At 53.1% G+C, this 16,340-nt stretch carries 15 protein-coding genes and 3 tRNA genes; 9 read left to right on the forward strand and 9 right to left on the reverse strand.

The features are described 5' to 3' along the window. Positions 1-69 precede the first annotated feature (69 nt). From ACZ47M_RS02050 to ACZ47M_RS02060, 3 genes are read left to right on the forward strand one after another with little or no spacing between them, the layout of a single operon-like run. Positions 70-462, forward strand: coding sequence for a toprim domain-containing protein (locus ACZ47M_RS02050; protein WP_315339577.1), 393 nt, complete (start codon positions 70-72; stop codon positions 460-462). After that, positions 459-1,886 carry a DNA primase DnaG gene (dnaG, locus tag ACZ47M_RS02055; protein ID WP_315339578.1) on the forward strand — a complete coding sequence of 476 codons (1,428 nt, stop codon included), beginning with the start codon at positions 459-461 and terminating at the stop codon, positions 1,884-1,886. The genes ACZ47M_RS02050 and dnaG overlap by 4 nt, the downstream gene beginning before the upstream one ends. A 50-nt stretch (positions 1,887-1,936) precedes the next feature. Continuing rightward, complete coding sequence (locus ACZ47M_RS02060; protein ID WP_315340870.1) at positions 1,937-3,655, forward strand: glutamate--tRNA ligase; 1,719 nt, start codon at positions 1,937-1,939, stop codon at positions 3,653-3,655. 29 nt (positions 3,656-3,684) lie between these two features. Here ACZ47M_RS02060 and ACZ47M_RS02065 read toward each other — a convergent pair whose 3' ends face one another. The 3 genes from ACZ47M_RS02065 to ACZ47M_RS02075 form a co-directional block, all read right to left on the reverse strand. Next, positions 3,685-4,980, reverse strand: a complete 1,296-nt coding sequence (locus ACZ47M_RS02065; RefSeq protein ID WP_315339579.1) for a sodium-dependent transporter — start codon at positions 4,978-4,980, stop codon at positions 3,685-3,687. A gap of 95 nt (positions 4,981-5,075) precedes the next feature. Further along, positions 5,076-7,568, reverse strand: coding sequence for a maltodextrin phosphorylase (malP, locus tag ACZ47M_RS02070; RefSeq protein WP_315339581.1), 2,493 nt, complete (start codon positions 7,566-7,568; stop codon positions 5,076-5,078). A 92-nt stretch (positions 7,569-7,660) separates the two neighbouring features. Continuing rightward, positions 7,661-9,535 carry a phosphoenolpyruvate carboxykinase (GTP) gene (locus ACZ47M_RS02075; protein ID WP_315339583.1) on the reverse strand — a complete coding sequence of 625 codons (1,875 nt, stop codon included), beginning with the start codon at positions 9,533-9,535 and terminating at the stop codon, positions 7,661-7,663. A gap of 176 nt (positions 9,536-9,711) precedes the next feature. On the opposite strand from ACZ47M_RS02075, the gene ACZ47M_RS02080 reads away from it, so the two are divergent. Both ACZ47M_RS02080 and tmk read left to right on the forward strand, forming a co-directional pair. Then, entirely contained in the window at positions 9,712-10,419 is a 708-nt protein-coding gene (locus tag ACZ47M_RS02080) for a phosphohexomutase domain-containing protein (protein WP_010477088.1), read from the forward strand. A 77-nt stretch (positions 10,420-10,496) separates the two neighbouring features. Then, positions 10,497-11,123, forward strand: coding sequence for a dTMP kinase (gene tmk / locus ACZ47M_RS02085; protein ID WP_315339585.1), 627 nt, complete (start codon positions 10,497-10,499; stop codon positions 11,121-11,123). Between the two features lie 93 nt (positions 11,124-11,216). On the opposite strand, the gene ACZ47M_RS02090 is transcribed toward tmk, so the two are convergent. The 6 genes from ACZ47M_RS02090 to minD form a co-directional block, all read right to left on the reverse strand. Further along, positions 11,217-11,294: transfer RNA gene (locus ACZ47M_RS02090), tRNA-Val, on the reverse strand. Between the two features lie 11 nt (positions 11,295-11,305). Beyond that, positions 11,306-11,383: transfer RNA gene (locus ACZ47M_RS02095), tRNA-Ala, on the reverse strand. A 73-nt stretch (positions 11,384-11,456) separates the two neighbouring features. Then, positions 11,457-12,968 carry an AMP phosphorylase gene (locus tag ACZ47M_RS02100; protein ID WP_315339586.1) on the reverse strand — a complete coding sequence of 504 codons (1,512 nt, stop codon included), beginning with the start codon at positions 12,966-12,968 and terminating at the stop codon, positions 11,457-11,459. Between the two features lie 87 nt (positions 12,969-13,055). Further along, a complete protein-coding gene (locus ACZ47M_RS02105; protein WP_315339587.1) occupies positions 13,056-13,304 on the reverse strand; it encodes a hypothetical protein in 249 nt (82 codons plus the stop codon). A gap of 88 nt (positions 13,305-13,392) precedes the next feature. After that, entirely contained in the window at positions 13,393-13,641 is a 249-nt protein-coding gene (locus ACZ47M_RS02110) for a hypothetical protein (protein WP_315339588.1), read from the reverse strand. Positions 13,642-13,646: 5 nt separating this feature from the next. After that, positions 13,647-14,426 (reverse strand): septum site-determining protein MinD, encoded by a 780-nt coding sequence (gene minD, locus ACZ47M_RS02115; RefSeq protein WP_315339589.1) that lies wholly within the window; start codon positions 14,424-14,426, stop codon positions 13,647-13,649. Between the two features lie 91 nt (positions 14,427-14,517). Here minD and ACZ47M_RS02120 point away from each other — a divergent pair, with 91 nt between their 5' ends. From ACZ47M_RS02120 to ACZ47M_RS02135, 4 genes are all read left to right on the forward strand, one after another. Beyond that, positions 14,518-14,946, forward strand: coding sequence for a hypothetical protein (locus tag ACZ47M_RS02120; RefSeq protein ID WP_315340872.1), 429 nt, complete (start codon positions 14,518-14,520; stop codon positions 14,944-14,946). 9 nt (positions 14,947-14,955) lie between these two features. Next, positions 14,956-15,642 carry a ribose-5-phosphate isomerase RpiA gene (gene rpiA, locus ACZ47M_RS02125; RefSeq protein WP_315339590.1) on the forward strand — a complete coding sequence of 229 codons (687 nt, stop codon included), beginning with the start codon at positions 14,956-14,958 and terminating at the stop codon, positions 15,640-15,642. A 37-nt stretch (positions 15,643-15,679) separates the two neighbouring features. Continuing rightward, positions 15,680-15,767: transfer RNA gene (locus tag ACZ47M_RS02130), tRNA-Leu, on the forward strand. A gap of 94 nt (positions 15,768-15,861) precedes the next feature. Continuing rightward, positions 15,862-16,326, forward strand: a complete 465-nt coding sequence (locus ACZ47M_RS02135; protein WP_315339592.1) for an ARMT1-like domain-containing protein — start codon at positions 15,862-15,864, stop codon at positions 16,324-16,326. Positions 16,327-16,340 lie beyond the last annotated feature (14 nt).

Below are 16,340 nucleotides of genomic sequence, written 5' to 3' on the forward strand. Positions count from 1 at the left end.
GGGTATAAGCTCTGAATACTGGCCAATAAGCTTATAACCACATCTCCTTGCCATCAGAACGACGGCGAAATGTACGCCGAAAACTATAAAAGGTTCCTGGAGCTTATAGACAAACTGCGAGAGTTTGAGGGGGCCATCATAGTTGAGGGCCCGCGAGACGAGGTAGCTCTGAGAAATTTGGGGGTCAGAGCGGAGATAATACGGCTCTCACGCTTACCGCTCGTTGAAATAGCGCTCGTTGCATCACGGTATCGCGACGTCATGATCCTTACAGACTTCGACAAAAAGGGCGAGGAACTTGCTAAAAAGCTCCTCTCGTACCTGGAGGGTTACTCCTGCAGAGTCGATGCAGAGACCCGCAGAGAGCTCAGGAAAATCCTGAAGAAGGATATAAAAGGTGTTGAGGAGCTCTACGAGCTCTACCTCTCCGTTTCTGGCCCCCATTTGGAGGGGTTTCAATGAAAAGGGAGAAGCACGTCCTCCAGCATATTTTGTCCGAAAAGAAAAGGGTAGAAACGGTAAGGGGTGATGATATGTCAGCCAAAGACGAATTCGGAACGACTAAATATATCATCTACGCTGAGTTTGAGGCAAACGGCGTTGTCGAAAGGCCCGACGTCGTTGGTGCAATCTTTGGTCAGACTGAAGGTCTTCTTGGGGACGATCTCGACCTCAGGGAGCTTCAGAAGACCGGGAGGATTGGAAGGATCAGGGTTGAGGTTCACACGAAGGCCGGGAAAACCTACGGAACGATAACAGTCCCATCGAGCCTCGACAGGGTTGAAACCGCGATCCTTGCAGCCGCTCTGGAGACGATAGACAGGGTTGGTCCGGCAGAGGCCCAGATAAAGGTTCTCCGCATCGAGGACGTGAGGGCAACCAAAAGAAAGTACATAATCGAGAGGGCCAAGGAGATACTTGAGACCCTCGTGGAGGAAGAGATTCCCGAAACGCAGGAGCTCACAGAGGAAGTTAAAAAGGCTGTCCGTGCCAAGGAGCTGATTGAATACGGGCCAGAAAAGCTTCCCGCGGGGCCCCATGTGCCCTTCTCGGATTCAATCATAGTCGTTGAGGGCAGGGCGGACGTTCTCAACCTTCTCAAGCACGGCATAAAGAACGCGATAGCCGTTGAAGGAACCTCTATTCCCGAGACAATAATCAAGCTCAGCAAGGAGAGAATCGTTACCGCCTTCACCGACGGCGACCGCGGCGGGGAGCTTATACTTAAGGAGCTCCTCCAGGTTGCAGATGTGGACTACGTTGCCAGGGCACCGGAGGGCAAGGAAGTCGAGGAGCTTACAAAGAAGGAGATCGTGAAGGCGCTCAGGAGCAAGATACCCGCGGAGCAGGTCATAACCGAGGTGTTTTACAAGGGAAAAAGCTTCTACGACATAATTAAGGAGAGGGAAAAGGCCGCAGAGGCAAAACCCGCGGAAAGCCTCGATGTTCAACCCGAGGTGAAAGTAGAGAAGAAACCTGAGATGGAGGCTCAACTAACTGAGAAAATCCCTGAGAAAACACAGGAAGAGGAAGTGAAGGTTGAGACCAAGGCAGAGGAGGCCAGGATAATCAAACCCATTCAGCAGCAGCCAAAGAAGGCCTCCGAGCTGGAAGAGTTTGCGGACTTCATAGAGAGAGTTAAAAAGGAACAGACTGCTCTCCTGCTCGACAAAGACAAGAACATCATAGCGGAGATCCCCGTCAGAGACTTGCTGACGACGATAAGCAACAGGGACGGCATTTACGCTATAATATTCAACGGTATAATCACCCAGAGGCTTATAGACATCGTCAGCGAGAAGGGTGTCAAGTACTTGCTCGGGGCCAGAAAGGCCAACGTTGTCAGAAGGCCAATAGACCTGAAGATAATCACTTTTGCCGAGTGATGTGGCTAACTTTATAACTCCTTCCTTTTCTTCTCTCCCAGGTGGTGAAAATGGAAGTTGAGACACTAATCTGGAAGTATGCACTCATCAACGCATACCAGCACGGAGGGAAGGCCGAACCCAAGGCAGTTGTGGGCAAGGTTCTCGGCGAGAACCCCGAACTAAGGGGGAAAGCTAAGGAGATAATCCCGCTCGTGAACGAGATAGTTGGGAAGGTGAACTCCCTCAGCCTTGGGGAACAGGAGGCAAAGCTAAAGGAGCTTTATCCCGAGTTCTTTGAGGGGAAGAAGGAAAAGAGGGAGGAAAAGAAGGGCCTCCCGCCGCTTCCGAAGGCAGAGAAGGGGAAAGTGGTTACCCGCTTTGCTCCTAACCCGGATGGCGCCTTCCACCTCGGGAACGCGAGGGCGGCTATTCTGAGCCATGAGTATGCGCGCATGTACGACGGCAAGTTCATCCTCCGCTTTGATGATACTGACCCAAAGGTCAAGAGGCCCGAGCCCATCTTTTATGAGTGGATTAAGGAGGACCTTGAGTGGCTCGGCTTTAAGATTGACGAGATACACTCGGCCAGCGACAGGCTTGAAATCTACTACGACTACGCAGAGAAGCTCATTAGGATGGGCAAGGCCTACGTCTGCACCTGCCAGCCGGAGGAGTTCAGCGAGCTCAGAGACAGAGGAATTGCCTGCCCCCACAGGGAAGAGCCGGTCGAGGTTCAGCTCGAGCGCTGGAGGAAGATGCTCAACGGCGAGTATAAGGAAGGTGAGGCAGTGGTCAGGATAAAGACCGACCTCAAGCATCCAAATCCAGCCGTTCGCGACTGGCCGGCTTTGAGAATCATAGACGACCCGGACCACCCGAGGACGGGCAACAAGTACCGCGTCTGGCCGCTCTACAACTTTGCCTCGGCCATAGATGATCACGAGTTAGGAGTTACCCACATATTCCGCGGGCAGGAACATGCGGAAAACGAGACAAGGCAGAGGTATATCTACGATTACTTTGGCTGGGAGTATCCAGTGACGGTGCACCACGGCAGGCTGAGCATCGAGGGGGTTATCCTCAGCAAGTCCAAAACGAGAAAGGGCATTATGGAAGGCAAATACCTCGGCTGGGACGACCCGAGGCTTGGAACCATCAGGGCACTCAGGAGGCGCGGTATAAGGCCCGAGGCAATAAGGGAGCTAATCCTCGAGGTCGGCCTCAAGAGGAGCGATGCTACAATAAGCTGGGACAACCTGGCGGCCATAAACAGGAAGATAGTGGAACCGGTAGCCAACCGCTACTTCTTCGTCGCCGATCCCGTTCCTATGTACGTTGAAGGTGCCGGGGAGTTCGTCGCCGAGATACCACTCCACCCGGATCACCCTGAAAGGGGAGTTAGAAGGCTCAGGTTCGAGCCGGGTAAGCCGGTTTACGTTTCCAGGGACGACATGGAGCTGTTCAAGCCGGGCAACTTCGTCCGCCTGAAGGACCTCTTCAACGTTCAAATAGTTGAAGCCAGCGAAGAAGGCATCAAGGCAAAATTCCACAGCGTTGACTACGAGACAGCGAAGGAAAACCGCTGGAAGATGGTGCACTGGGTAACCGAGGGCAGGCCCTGCGAGGTTCTCGTTCCGGAGGGAGAAGAGCTTCTTCTCAGAAAGGGCCTGCTTGAAGCCGATGCAGAGGTTAAGGTCGATGATATCGTCCAGTTCGAGCGCTTTGGCTTCGTCAGAATCGACGAGGTAAAGAAGGAGAAGGTCGTGGCGATATTCACCCACAAGTGACCTCTTTTTAATTTTTAAAAGAAAAAAGCTCAGGCCCCTTCTTTTGTTTCGGGCATCAGGGCCTCGCCAAAGAGGCCGACCAGTACCACTATCAAGGCCAGGAATGCAGAGGCATAGTATATGCCACCCAGGTTGATGTCGTGGCCGAGCTGGGTGAGGAATCCCACAATAAACAGGGCTCCCGATATCAAGACCACGCCGAGCTGGACTGGGGTCATGCCCTCTTTTCTTGAGACTATCGGATACATCTCGAATATTGCCGTAACGAAGAGCGCCGTACTGACTGCTCTGAGCATCATGTTGGCAACGCTTGGTGGGGAGTCGAGCACACCCACGAGGAGGACAAGGCCCATGAGGTAAATGGCGGCCCTGTTTCTGCTCGTCTTGAGGAGGTACTGGAGTATCTGGAGGGCCACCTCGGAATTCGGCAGAATGCTGGTCAGCCCCGCCATGAATATGGTCAGTCCGATTGCGTAGAGGACGAGGGTGTGGTTTGCGAGCATATCCGGCAGCTTTCCGAGGAGAGCTATCGCGGCCTCTTCACCCCCTGCTACATACTCGTTAAACGCACTGGGGTCAGTCGGTGCAGCTATGTAAATAATGGCTATCGTGGAGAGGATTCCAAGAATGAACTGGATGAAGACGCCCGTTCCTATGATGACCTTTGGGTTGAACCTCTCGTTCAGGAAGCTCCCGAGCATTATGTAAAAGCCGAACCCAAGCCCAACAGCGTAAATGGCCCTGTCAGTGACCTCCCTAAGCAGGCTGAAGGTTATGGGGTGGGAACTGAAGAGCATTCTCCACGCGCTGGAAATGGCCTCCGCGTTCTTGGGGATCTGGCTCATCGAAAGTATGGTCAAAGCAGGGATTATCAGCACGAGAAAGAGCGATCCCAGGGCCATTATTGTGAAGGTCTTCTCCTTTGCGCGGGAGATAACGACGAAGATTATGGTTATGAGGATAACTTTGGCAACGAGCCTTGCAAAGGTGCCCGTTCCGAGGAAGGGCGAGAGCAGGGAGAGGCCAACGTTGCCGGTGTAGTAGGAGAGGAACATCACCCCGATGGTCAGGAAGGCTATCATCATTCCCGGCTTTCTCCGGACCTTGTAGTAGAGCTCGGCGAAATAGTACCCTGACCTCATGACGGTCTCTGCCTCGTTTATGGCGAGAACCGTCAGGATGACCAACGCAACCACGTGGATAACGAGCCCAGTGATGCCGTACTTCAGCCACATCTGCGGGAACAGGCCTATTGTTCCTATCCCCGTGGCAAAACCGGCCACGAGCATTATCAGGTAGAAGGTCCATTTCTTGACGTCGTCCATTTTATCCCCCTGGCGAATATCTCCAACAGCCGTTGGCGGGTTTATTTAATAGATTTTCGGCCATCGCGAGAAAATGAAAACCGAACAAAGGGGCATTACTCCAGCCCCTTCCACTTCACTAACCCCAGGAGGAACCTGTGTGGGAGCTTTTCGTGGTGGGGGTGAATCCTCACAGCGTAGTGCCAGCAGGGGTCGCCGAGATGCCTGAGGGCGTTGCCTTCGTAAACGTAGAGCCACTCGCTCTCCCCGACTTCCTGGGGATGCCTGAGCTCGACTATGTGGGGCTTCTCTATTTCGTAGCCCTGAGCCCTGACACCGTAGTAAAGTTCGACCTCAACGTCTTCAGGCCTGAGTCCGTCAAGGTAAACCCTGAGCTCGAGCCTCTTGCCCTGGACCTTGGCCTCCCTTATCTCCACGTTGCCCCAGGATGAGGCAGCTCTCTCCTTCCAGGCCGCTATTTCCCTGGCTCCCTTGTAGTTCTCCCTCGTGAGCCAGATGTAGTTGCTCATGGCCTTGGAGTAGAACCTGTCCATGTACTCCTTGACCATCCTGTGCGTGCTGAAGCGCGGGGCTATGCTCTTTATGCTCTCCTTCATCATGTATATCCAGCGGCTCCTGTTCTCGTAGTAGGTGGGGATTATCTCCTTCTCGAGTAGGGTGTAGAGGCTCTCAGCGTCCTTTGCGTCGTCCTCTTCGCTCTCCGGCTTGGTTGTCTCCTCTCCAATGACCCAGCCGTTTTTCCCATTGTAGCCTTCAACCCACCATCCGTCGAAGATGCTCGCGTTGAGGACACCGTTGAGACCGGCCTTCATGCCGCTCGTCCCGCTTGCTTCAAGTGGTCTGCGTGGGTTGTTGAGCCAGACGTCGACTCCAGCGACCATGAGCCTCGCGCTTCCCATGTCGTAGTTCTCGAGGACGAATATCTTGCCCCTGAACTCTGGCATCCGGCTGACCTCATAAACCCTCCTCAGGAACTCCTTTCCAGCCTCGTCGCGCGGATGGGCCTTCCCGCCAAAGATTATGTAAACCGGCCTTTCTGGGTTGTTGAGGATTTTCTTCAGCCTCTCGAGGTCGCTCAGGATGAGAGTTGCCCTCTTGTAGGTCGCAAAGCGTCTGGCGAAGCCGATTATGAGGGCGTTCTCGTCTATCTCAGGTATCGGGTCATCGGTTCCGAGCCTCCTGTTCCTCTCCATTGTCTTCTCCCTGAGGAACTCTATGAGCTGTCTCTTGGCCTCGAGGTGGGCCTCCCAGAGCTCTTCATCCGGAATCCTTTCCACGGCGTACCAGATGCCCTCTATGTTGGTGTGCTCCCTCCAGACCTTGCCGATGTAGCGGTCGAAGAGCTTCCTCATCTCGTCGTGAACCCACGTCATTGTGTGGACGCCGTTTGTGATGCCCTCTATCGGGATCTCGTTGAGGGGAACTCCGGGCCAGAGGTCTTTCCACATGAGCTTGCTTACCTCGGCGTGGAGCTGGCTTACGCCGTTGACGTAGCTCGAAGTTCTTATCGCAAGCAGAGTCATGTTGAGCTGGTCCCCCTCGCGGCCGAGTTCGAGGAGCTCTTCTCTTCCTTCAAGGAATTTTGAAAGCCTCTTCCTAACTTCCTCAATCGGGAACCTGTCGTGGCCTGCCGGAACCGGCGTGTGGGTGGTGAAAACTGTGGTTCCCCTGACGATGCCCAAAGCTTCCGTGAAGGTGAGGCCTTTTTCCATGTACCAGGCTATCCTCTGGAGGTTGGCAAAGGCGGGATGCCCCTCGTTGAGGTGAACCACACCGGGCTCGATGCCGAGGGCCCTTAGGAGCCTCATTCCGCCTATTCCGAGGAGGATCTCCTGTTTTATTCTCTTGTCCATCTCGGCGTTGTAGAGGTAGTCGCAGATCGCTCTATCCTCCGGGCTGTTCTCGGGCACATCTGTGTCAAGGAGGTAGAGCTTGGCCCTGCCGACGCTGACCTCAAAGGCCCTCGCGTAGACGATCCTGTCCTCAATAGGAACCTCAACGAGGAGGGGTTTTCCGTCTTTGCTTAGAACAGGCTTTATCGGCATTTCCTCTGGCCTGTATTCCGGGAATATCTCCCTCTGCCTTCCGTCCCTGTCTATCTCCTGCCTGAAGTATCCGTGCTTGTAGAGGAGGCCTATAGCTATGAAGGGAAGGTCGAGGTCACTCGCGGTTTTGAGGTGATCCCCGGCGAGGATTCCGAGGCCACCGGAGTAAATCGGGAGGCTCTTGCTAATGCCGTACTCCATGCAGAGATAGACTATCGGTTTATCCCATTGGGGGTAGTTGGTCGAGAACCACGTTGATTTCGGGTTCATGTATGCAGTAAACTGGTCCATAACGAGCTCGTAGAGGTTCATGAAGTCGTCATCCTTGAGGAGCTCTCTGAATCTCTCTTCGGGCGTGTCCAGGAGGAGTTTAACCGGGTTCTTGTACTCACGCCAGTGTTCGGAGTCTATGTACTCCCAGAGCCGGGTGGCACGTCTGTTCCAGCTCCACCAGTAGTTATAGGCCAGTTCTGCGAGATTCTCCAGCGGGTAGGGGAGCTTCGCCCTTATTAAATTCTCAACCGTGTGGGAAACGTCCGCCATGGCAACCACCTTATATCATCGACGGTGATACCAGATTGACCTCAACCTTAAAAAGCCTGCCTCTCGTCGGATGACGAAAAAGTAGAAAAGTGTCAAGACCCCTCAAAAGCAAAGGGGCTTATGTAGTCGCCGTACTTCTCCCTGGCCTCAAGGAGGCGCTTCCGCTCTTCCTCAAGAACCTGGAACAGCTCTTTAGGAACGTCCTCGAGCTTCCTGTAGATTTCTTCAATGCGCTCTATTTTTGCCAGAAGCTCCGGAACCCTTATCGTGAACTGCTTCTCGTAGGCCTCCCTCGTGTATTCTTTGTTCAGGACTTCCTTGAAGAGCCTTCTTAAATCCTCGTACTTCGGTATGTAGCCTATCGGCGTTTCTATTGCATCAGCATCGCCGTGAACCCTCAGCTCCATCCACTTTAGCCAGACTGCCTTGTCGAGCTTGTGGTTGAGCCAGTTGCCCTTTTCGTCGCGGAGGAAGTAGTTGACGGCGAAAATCTTAGGGGTCTTCTTCAGCTTTCTGCCGAATTCGAGGTAGTTCCTTATGTAATCTCCGAGGTGAACGCTCATGAAGTCGAGGATTGCCATGGGGTTGAATTCTCTGATGCCCTCCTTGCCGAGCGTTGCCGCGGTCGTTTCGCTCTCGAGGGAGGCACCCATCGTTATGACGCCGTGCTCCCAGTTGAAGGCTTCCCTCACGGGCGGCCATGTGTCCTTGTCCCTACCACCGAATATCATGCCTCCGATTTCGACACCGCACGGGTTCTCGAGGGCCTCTAAATCCGCGTTGGGGAAGTGTTCAAGCGAAACGGTGAAGCGGGCGTTCTTGTGGCTCGGGGGTATTTCCTTGCCCTCCTTGTCCTTCTTGCCTTTCCACCACTTTCCGCTGTGGTTCTCCCCCTCATCGGGAATTTCAATGCCCATCCCGTTCCAGTAGGGCTTCCCGTCTTTTACTAAAACGTTGGAGAAGATTATCTCGACCGGAGAGTGGAGTACCTGCCATATTATCGGGTCATCCTCGGGATTGATTCCCTCGATGATGCCGAAAACACCTTTCTCGACGTTCGCTCCTCTCGCTATTCCATTGACCGGGAGAATGAACGTTAGGTCGTCGCCAACTATGTTCTCCCAGCTTATCATGGCGGTTGACGTTTTTCCGCACATGCTCGGGTAGGCACCGGTGAAGTAGGTTTTTCTGCCGTGCGGGCCGTTCACCCTCATCAGGAACATGTGTTCGCTGAGCCAGCCCTCTTCGACGGCCCTCTTGATTGTAAGCCTGAAGGCGAGCTTCTTGAGACCTATAGTGTTCCCGCCGTACTGGGTGTTGACTGAATAAACGGTATCGCCCTCGACGTCGATGTAGACCCTCCTCTTGTCGAGGTTCTTGCTCGTCTTTCTCTCATCGAGCTCCCCTGCCGAGTGGATGAAGCGGAGGAACCTCGTGTTCCTTCCAAGCCTCTTGAAATCCTCGTAGCCTTTCCTGTAAAGGAGGAACTCGGAATGGGCAACGTAAGCGGAATCGGTGAGCTGAACGGCCGGAATCGTGAAGATCGAGTTTTTAGGCCCGAGAACGAAGAAGCAGACGAAAAGCTCCTTACCCTTCATAACACCCTTCATGAGCTCGCGTATCTCCTTCAGGCTTTCTTCCCTGTCTTTGGTGTCAACGTAGGGCAGCTTCTTCCCTTTGGGAACCAGGACGGCCGTGTTGGCCTTGTCCCTGGCCTGGTCATAGTAGTTGTCGTAGTGGACCGTGTGGTTCGGGGTTTCGAGCATCTTTTCTTCCCCATAGTAGAGGGCCTTCCATTTGACGTATCTCTCGTCCTCTTCGCTGTCGGTGCAGACGAAGACCCTATCAGGCTCGAGCCACTCGATCCAATCCGCTAAAAAAGCGTGTAGCTGGGGATTGTCTATAGCCTTTATCTTTTCAAACTGCTCTTTATCGAGGAGCTTTTCAAGCCTCTCAAGGGGTTCCATGATGCCACCTCCTGAACTCCTCGGGGTAATGTATTAAATAGTTTATCTGAGACAACCGGTACTGCGCAGGATATTTAAGTCCATCGAACCACAAAGTTTATCACAAGGGCGCCGTTTATATTGGGGGAAAAACTTGAAAAAGAATAACACTCCTGGTGATACAAGGGGGTGATAGTATGGAGCTGTACTATTCAGAAAAGTTCAAGCCGGAGGAGCTGGCGCTGTTGGGACGTGCAGTGGGTACGGTTGCCCACGGGACAACCATAGTGGGAAGGGATGGAAGGGCTCTCTCAAGATATGGCAAGAGGGCCATGGTTGTCGGTATTGTGAGCACAGGATCAACCATAATGGACGTCCGCCTCATTCCCCTCATTGCCCTGAAGGACTTCGCCCACAAAAAGGGTCTTCCCCTGGCGTACGTCTACTACCATGAGGGGGTGAGGGTCGAGGTCAGCGGTCTCGACGCTGAGGAAATAGAAACAATACTCCAGACCAGGAGTTTTATTGAGGCCCATCCGAGCGATATCGGCGCGACGGTTTACTATCCCAACGCCCTTGACGATTTCATGAACGACATCCTCAAGAAGTATCACATGAGCCTCGGAATGAAAGTCCTGGTTGATGCAATGAACACTCCAGCGGTGCTCTTCTTCCCGCGCCTTTCGGAGGCTCTTGGAATCGAAGTTGAGATAATGAATGACATGATGAGCAGCTACCTTCCCCCGAAACCAAAGGAGGTCTTTCTCCATAAGCTAAAGAAAGAGGGTTACAACTTTGGACTACGGTTCAGGCCGGATGGACACGTTGAACTCCACACTGGGGAGGAAGAGGTTGAATTTGGAAGCATGTGGGCTCTGCTGGATCACATTAAGAAGATCTTTTGATTCCGTTTCCTCACTTTTCTGCTCACAAAACTATTAAAGGCCGTTGGGATTATCCTCCCCGGTGGGAGGTGAAGTCTGTGGGGATATTCATTGTCCTGGAGGGCATTGATGGCGCTGGAAAATCCACTCAGGCTAAAATGCTGGCAGAATGGTTTGAAAAAAGGGGCTACGAAGTTGTTCTGACGAAAGAACCGACTGACACCGCCTTTGGAAAGCTCATCAGAAGGCTCGTCCTGACGGGCGGCAGGGAGGGTATCATAGATGGGGCAAGGATAAGCCATGAGGCGGAAGCGCTTCTCTTCGCTGCGGATAGAGCAGAGCACGTGGACAAGCTCATATGTCCCTCTCTCGAGGCTGGAAAAGTCGTTATCTCGGACAGGTACTTTTACTCCTCTCTTGCCTATCAGTGGGCAAGGGGTCTTGACCTGGAATGGCTCATAGACCTCAACAGGTTCGCCATCAGGCCTGACTTGGCGGTTCTCCTTGACCTTCCCGTAAAGGAGAGCATGAGGAGGATAAACCGGAGAAGCTTGAAGAGCGAGTTTGATAAAATTGCTGTACTGCAACGGAAGGTTAGGGAGAATTATCTTAAGCTGGTCGAAATGTTCCCGGAAATGCGTATAGTCAACGCCCAGAACAGCATTGAAGATATACACAACGACATAGTGGGCCTTATAGAGGAAGAGATCCTTAAAAAGACTTAAACTCGCTGTTCTTCTTTTCCTGCGAACAATTTTGGAAAGCTGGCCCAAAACGCCCCCTCAGCGGAGTTTGTAAGTCAGCAGAGAGGGTTTTGCTGGTGGGCCCGCGGGGATTCGAACCCCGGACCTCCACCGTGTCAGGGTGGCGTCATAACCAGTCTAGACTACGGGCCCGGCCCAAATGTTGGTGGACCGGCCGGGATTTGAACCCGGGGCCTCCGCCTTGCCAAGGCGGCGCTCATACCAGGCTGAGCTACCGGCCCACCCGAAAGCCGTAATCACCTATCTGGGCGGGTTTATAAATTTTGCGGTGGCAACAAACAAAAAGTGGGAAAATCAGATGTTCCCAATCCTCTGGAGAACCATGCCCTCTATTCTTATTGGCTCCGTTCTCCTGGCGTAGACTATAGCCTGCTCCAGTCTGGTCTCGCTCCCGGCGTGAATCTTGAAGAGGGGATCGCCCTCCTTGACCTTCTCGCCCACCTTGACGTAGAGCTCCACTCCAGCCCCTTTGTCCTCGGGTGCCCCTGCGGCCCTGGCTATTCCCGTTATCGCGCGGTTGTCAATGGAGGTGACGTATCCACTCGTGGGAGCGACGAAGGTGTATGTTTTGTCCCCCACCGGTATATCTTCCGGCTTGATGTTGGGGTCTCCTCCCTGGGCTTCTATGATTTCCTTCATCTTCTCCCAGGCTTTGCCGCTGTCAAGTATCTCTTTAGCCATCCTCTTTCCAGCCCCTGGAGGGGCAACTCCACCCATTTCGAGCAGTATCCCTGCCAGTCCAGTGGCTTTCTCTATCAGGCTTCCGGGACCTTTGCCGGTCATCAGGGCTAAAAGGGCCTCTTTAGCTTCGAGAGCCGGTCCCACGGTGTGTCCTATCGGCTGGCCACCGTAGGTTATCGCAACTTCAACGTACTGGCCGAGCCTCTTGCCGAGCTCTATGAAGTCCTTGGCTAGAGCCCTTGCTTGATCGACGGTTTCGACTTTGACCCCCTTTCCAGTGGGTATGTCGATGAGGATGTACTGGCTGCCAATGGCGTACTTCTTTGACATTATGCTCGCCAGCATGAGTCCGGTTGGATCGATGCTCAGGGCACGCTCGGCCTTTATCGTTAGGTCGTCCGCTGGGGCAAAGTTTAGGGCTCCTCCCCACACAAGGCATGCACCGACTTTTTCCACTATGCTCTTGATTTCGTCGAGGGAGAACGTCACGTTCGCGAAGACCTCAACAACGTCCGCTGTTCCCGCGGCGCTGGTTATGGCCCTTGAGCTTGTCTTGGGTATGGTCAGTCCGGCGGCGGCAACTATCGGCACGACGAGGATGTTGGTTTTGTTTCCCGGAACTCCCCCGATGCTGTGAACGTCCATGATGGGCTTCCTGTCGATGTCGAGCATGTCCCCGGTTTCAGCCATTGCTATTGTCAGAGCGGCTGTCTCGTCCATGTCAAGGCCGTTTATCTCGAGTGCAGTCACAAAGGAACTTATCTCTATGTCCCTGAGCTTCCTATCCACGATGTCCCTTACAATAGCCTCAATCTCCACTTTCCTGAGCTTCTCGCCATTCATCTTCTTCTTTATGTAGCGAACGCTCTCGGGAGTTCCTGCCGGCACGACCTCGACAACTTCGCCGTCTGAAAGATTGTGGAGTTGCAGGACATCCCTACTGACACCCACTTCCCCCGGCTGAACAAAGCTGCTTATCACCAGGCTGCCGTAGATGCTCCTTTTGCCGTATTCTATTTTAACGAGGTCATCTGGGTGTAGCTTCGCTGCTTTTGCATCCTCGGGGTGTATGAAGATGGAATACCTGTCCGTATACGCATCCACTATCTTCACGGTTGCCCTCATCGTCACTCCCTCCTGAAGATGGGTATCTCAGCAATACGATAAAACTCTTTTTAACGTCTTCGCTGGTGTGAACAAAAAAGGAGGAGTTCAGTAAGTGGGGGTGTCCTGTAATACTTGGGGATACGATCTTGGGGGAGATCTGAACCTTTCTAGAACCTGGGCAACGTCCTCGGCAACTTCAAGGAATACTCTGGGTATGGGAAACGTGGGGTCGTACATTGCCCGTATAACGTCCGAAACGTCGGCTGAGTAGAGCCTCTTCTTAAAGAGGTACACCCGATTCTTCCTAATCTCCACGATCCGGTCTGGGTATCCCAGCCGGATCATGGCCATCACCAGAATTAGAAACAATGGGTAATTTAAAAAGTTAGCGGGGCGACTATGAGAAATAGGGGGCGAGAAGTTGGAAATTTAAAAAGGCAGCTCACAGGTTTCTGACTTCTTCCTCTATACTGCTTTCGAGTTCTTTTTCCCACTCCTCCACATCGAAGTCAACCAGCTCCTCTTCGAGTTCCTCTTTAAGGTTTGTGACACGTCTTTTGAGGGCGCTCTTAGTTTCCTCATCGTAGACAACGTAGTAAGGGTTCCTCTTGGCCGAGAGGTACAACAGGAGGACTATTAAGTTCGTGAAAATAAGGACTATAAGTAGTGCCGCGTAGAGTCCGTTGACCATCCCAATCACCTCTTTCCGCCGAATATTGCCTTGAAGACCCTCTTGATCGGGCTCTCTGGCTCGGGTGGCTGCCACTTGGTTCCAGTCAGCTTTGCGGCAAGCTGTTTGATCGCTATTGCGGCCGGGCTCGTCGGGTTCTTTATGACGAGGGGAACACCGTAGGCACTGGCCCTCTTAACCTCCGGATCCTCAGGGATGACAGCTAAAACTGGAACTTCGAGGATGGCCTCTATTTCCTCCTGCGTTAGCTCGGTCTTCTCGTTGGTGACCCTGTTGAGCACTGCACCCAGGGGAAGCGTTCCGAGCTTTTCAGCTATGAGCTTGGTCTTGAGGGAGTCCGTTATGGCCGATATCTCGGGGTTCGTGACTATTATGAGCTCCTTACCGATGAGCAGGGCAGTAACGGATGTCATCTCAAGACCTGCCGGGGCATCGATGAGGATGAAATCTGCCATCTGGCTGATTTCCCTTATGACCTCCTTTAGTCTTTCGGGCTTGGCCTTCTTGACCTTCTCCAGGCTGAGTCCACCGGGGATAACTTTTACTCCGGCGGGCCCTTCGTAGATTGCATCCTTGAGGTCTGCTTCCTTTGCTAAAACGTCGTGGAGCGTTATGGGTATGTCCTCCATTCCGAGGACGAGGCTCAGGTTTGCCATCGTTATGTCTGCGTCAATGAGAATCACTTCCTTTCCGAATTGAGCCAGTGCCACACCTAAATTTGCAACCATCGTGGTTTTACCGGTACCACCCTTTCCAGAGGCGAAAACTATGGATCTACCTTCCAAAGCCGGCACCTCCTGTTGGATATATCATCACGTGGCTTCGAGTAACCTAAGCTCTTTAAAGCGAAACGACTTTTATCTTTTGTGGTTGGGCGTGTACATAAAAAGCCCTCTCAAGGCCCAGCAAACTTTTAAAAGATGTGAAAAAAGCAGATGGGTGGGTGAAAAAGTGAGGCCAGACAACAAATTTGCACTCATCATGTATCTCTGGGGGTCAATAACCGGGGTCATTAGCGGATTGCTTTCAACTTACTACCGCCCCGCATGGGTTGTTGGCGCCCTTATGTTCCTGGCAACGGATCTCTTTGTAAAATTGCTCCTGGGGGAAGATTTGCCCCGAGACATAAAGGATCTTCCCGAGGATAGGAGGCGGAAGGCTATCCTGAGGAGGGCTTTCTGGGGATGGTTACTGTTCTGGCTGTACTTCACTATGCTTGTCTACACCATTGGAATAGGGTTTGAGCCGAAGGCTTACAGCAACCAGAGCCTCCTCTCAAAGATGATGAATGGAACCGGACGGTGAGGTGGTAGTATGGATTTGGAAGAACTGAAAAAAACCGTCGCAAGGGAAGCGCTGTCATTCGTTGAAGACGACATGGTTATTGGCCTCGGTACGGGCTCAACGACTTCTTATTTCCTAAAGTTCTTAGGCGAGAGGATCCGGGAGGAAGAGCTTGAGATATACGGCGTTCCAACATCCTACCAGTCAAGGCTTCTGGCCCTTGAATATGGGATACCGATTCGGGCCCTCGACGAGGTTGATGCCATAGATATTGCCGTTGACGGGGCGGATGAGGTCGATCCTCAGCTCAACCTCATAAAGGGGCGCGGAGCCGCGCTCACTATGGAGAAGATCATCGAATACCGGGCTGGAACCTTCATCGTCCTCGTTGACGAGAGCAAACTGGTGAATAGACTGGGGGAGAAGATGCCCGTCCCGGTTGAGGTGATCCCGGCTGCCTGGAGGGCCATAGCTGAAGAGATAGAGGTCTTCAACGCTAGGGCTGAACTCAGGATGGCGGCCAAAAAAGATGGGCCAGTGATAACGGACAACGGCAACTTCATACTGGACGTTAAGTTCGAGAGGATCGACGACCCACTGGATATGGAAATAGAGCTCAAAACCATTCCCGGCGTTGTTGAGAACGGCATATTCGCGGATATAGCGGATATAGTCCTCGTTGGGACGCCTCAGGGGGTTAGAAAGCTGGAACGTTAAGTTTATAAGGTGGCTTTAATCTTCTCTCTCTGGCGGCGCGGGGGTTGCCGAGCCTGGTCAAAGGCGCGGGATTCAGGGTCCCGTCCCGTAGGGGTTCCGGGGTTCAAATCCCCGCCCCCGCACCACAAACCCCAAGGGACTGGAAAGGTGCTTTTTCTGGGATTCTTGAACCCTGCCGATTGAGTTAAAAGGCCAAACCCGTTCACCCCCGGGATAAAAATGAAGGCCCACTACGAGTGCTTCGCCTGCATCGCCAACCAGTGCCAGAAAATCGTCGAGATGGGCACTGATGACCTTGAGCTCAGAAAGAAAGGCGTCATCGAGACGGCGAAGCTCATGGCTGGGATAAGCGAAGATTCCGTTCCGGCGGTTTTCGGGAGCGAAATATTTCTCGGCGTTTATAAAATAGTAAGCAACGACGACCCGTTTAAGGAGTACAAGGAGCTCTCGAACAGGCTGGCCGGGAAGATGGTCTCAGACCTCGAGGGGAAAGAAATGGACCTTAAGACCGCGCTAAAGCTCGCCATAATCGGCAACGTGATAGATTTCGCCGTCGGCTACTCCCCGGAGAGGATCGGGGAGGACGTTGAGGCGATGCTCAAGGAGGAGCCCTACGTTGACCACTTCAATGAGCTCTTCGAGAGGCTGGGGAAAGCCAAAACCCTCCTGACAGGCTCTTTGTAAGGGCGCTCAAAAAG

It is taken from the genome of Thermococcus waiotapuensis (genome assembly GCF_055384795.1).